Source organism: Moorena sp. SIO3I6, from assembly GCF_010672095.1.
This window is the reverse complement of the sequence record NZ_JAAHHU010000724.1, coordinates 1-2,370: the sequence shown is the minus strand read 5'-3', so window position 1 is coordinate 2,370 and position 2,370 is coordinate 1. Positions and strand designations below refer to the sequence as shown.

General features: G+C 45.9%; 1 protein-coding gene and 1 pseudogene. Both read left to right on the top strand.

Going from position 1 to position 2,370, the window contains the following annotated elements:
• Positions 1-1,256 (top strand): annotated as a pseudogene (locus tag F6K49_RS41875) (hypothetical protein); the annotation flags it as partial.
• A 371-nt stretch (positions 1,257-1,627) separates the two neighbouring features.
• Positions 1,628-2,370: glycosyl hydrolase family 8 (locus tag F6K49_RS41870; RefSeq protein WP_293107161.1), on the top strand; the 743-nt coding region annotated here is incomplete at its 3' end.

Genomic DNA, 2,370 nt, shown 5'->3' with positions numbered 1-2,370 from the left:
AGCCTGATAACCGTAGTCTCATGATTAAGATCGTGGGTCTAGAACGTCAGACCGGATTAATTTCTCAAGCGGAATTGAGCAACCGTCTAGCGACCATACTGATTCCCCTACCTACTGAACCCAGCGAATTGCAAGCGGTGGCAGACGCCTTGATCCCGATCGAGCCGCCGGGGCCACAATTTCTATCTATATACCAAAATATCCTGGCATCTGGGGTTAACGCCCCGTTTTTGTACTTTCGGATCGCTCAACTATATATTGAAGCCAATGACTTGATCTCAGCTAGAAATGCTTTGGCTACTTATACCGCGACACCCCAGGGAGCTAACGATCTGGCAGTACAGTTGCTAGCGGCAGATATTGAACGTCGTGAAGGTAATTGGATTGCTAGCCGTCAGCGTTACCAAGCCTTGATTGCCAGCAACCCACAACGAGATATTCTCAATGGTGCATTGCAAGGATTGTCATCTATACTTCTGCTACAAGATAGACCAGGGGAAGCTGTGGCACTTTATGACCAACTAGTGGCGCTCAATCCTAGTGATGTTAACCTACAGTTAGCACGAGCTACAATTGCCTACCAAGCGAATCTGATTCCAGAATCCCAAGCTGAGGCATTTGTATACTATTGGTTGCAGACACAACCTAATGTGCTTCCGCCCCAAGAACTCTTTGCTCTAGTTGGTGCTCTACCTGCCAATCCCACACGGGAACCCCTATACATTTCGCTCCTGCAATCTGAACCAGACAACATACCAGTAAACCGCCGTTTAATTCAGGTTATTGCTCAGCGTAGTCCAGAATTAGCCAGAGCTCAGGTGATTGAATTAGTCAATCGGGCTCCCTACTCCGTTCAGACATACTTGTTGCAGGGGCGATTGGCAGAAGCGATTGATGAGTTAGACATAGCAGAGCGCGCCTATCAGGTGATTTTGACCGCAGAACCAAGTAACACGGAGATTATTGCTGCTTTAGGTGGTGTTCGTTTCCAACAACGGCGCTTTGACTCGGCCAAGCAACTCTATTATAGGGGTCTTGCGATCCAACCCCTGGATTTTGGGGTACGTCGTGCCTTAGTTGGACTAAATCAGACTGAAGACTTCAAAGTCAAAGCCCTAGAACAGTTGGAACAGCTAAGACTGGAGGAATTCAGTCGAGGCTCTAGTACTGCTACTCTGTCCCGTCAGAGACAGCAAATCCAAGAAGGATTTCTGTTCCGCAGGGGTTTCCAACCGCCTTGGGAACGTTTTGATTAAGGATAAAGGATCAAGTCTAGATGAAGTGTCAAGTGTGAAGGATGAAGTCTAGATGAAGTATAAAGGATGAAGTGTCAAGGATGAAGGATTAAGGATTAAGGATGAAGTATAAAGGATTAAGGTATGAAAAGAGAAAATCCCAAATGGCAATGAACACTTAAAAATTGGCAATTAAAAATTGGCTATTTTATAATCACAAATCAATAATCCAGACTTTTAAAGCCGATATCAGCATTCAATAATTCTGAACTCTGATGTTTTTGGGCTAGGCTGATGTTCAGACTTCTTGCCTTAAAAGACCAGGTTGGATCAATCTAGAGGCTTGTATCCAACTATGTTTGAGGAGTAAATGTAAGAGCCGCAAATTTACGATGTCCTACAACAGCCGTCAACATTTATTTATGGGTCGCACTAAGAGCGTTTCTATCGTTACTGTCACCATTATGTTGAGTCAATTGGGTTGTGCTCCCCATCAATTGTCAAGACGATCTCCAACCCCAACACCCCCCCAGTCATCACCAACCAAAACGCCTTCAGTCTACCGTGAGTATCCTGAACCAGACCCTCCCCAGACTACTTTACCTATAGACGAAAGTAATATTATAGCAGAAAGTTGGAGTGTATACAAAGAGAAATTTATTCAAAAAGACGGGCGAGTCATCGACTACGAAGCTAGCGATCGCTCAACCTCTGAAGGGCAAGCCTATGGGATGCTGCGAGCGGTCATTGCCGATGACCCCACCACCTTTGCCCTAACCTTACAATGGTCTCAAAACAATCTCAAACGCTCAGGAACCAATGGTACTCTCGAAGATCAACTGTGGGTGTGGAAGTGGGGTCGTGATCAGAGCGGTAACTGGGGTGCGATTGACAGAAATTTTGCCAGCGATGCCGATATTGATGCAGCAACGGCATTAATTTTAGCTTACCGCCGCTGGAATCGTCCGGAATACCTAGACTTAGCTTTGACTAAGCTGGAAGATCTCTGGAACTTGTCCACCAAAGAGGTCAGGGGAAAGCGCTATCTTCTGCCAGGACCTGTAGCAGCCTTTGTCCCTTCTCCATCAACTCTATATCTCAACCCCTCATATCTTGCTCCTTTCTCCTTTCGTCT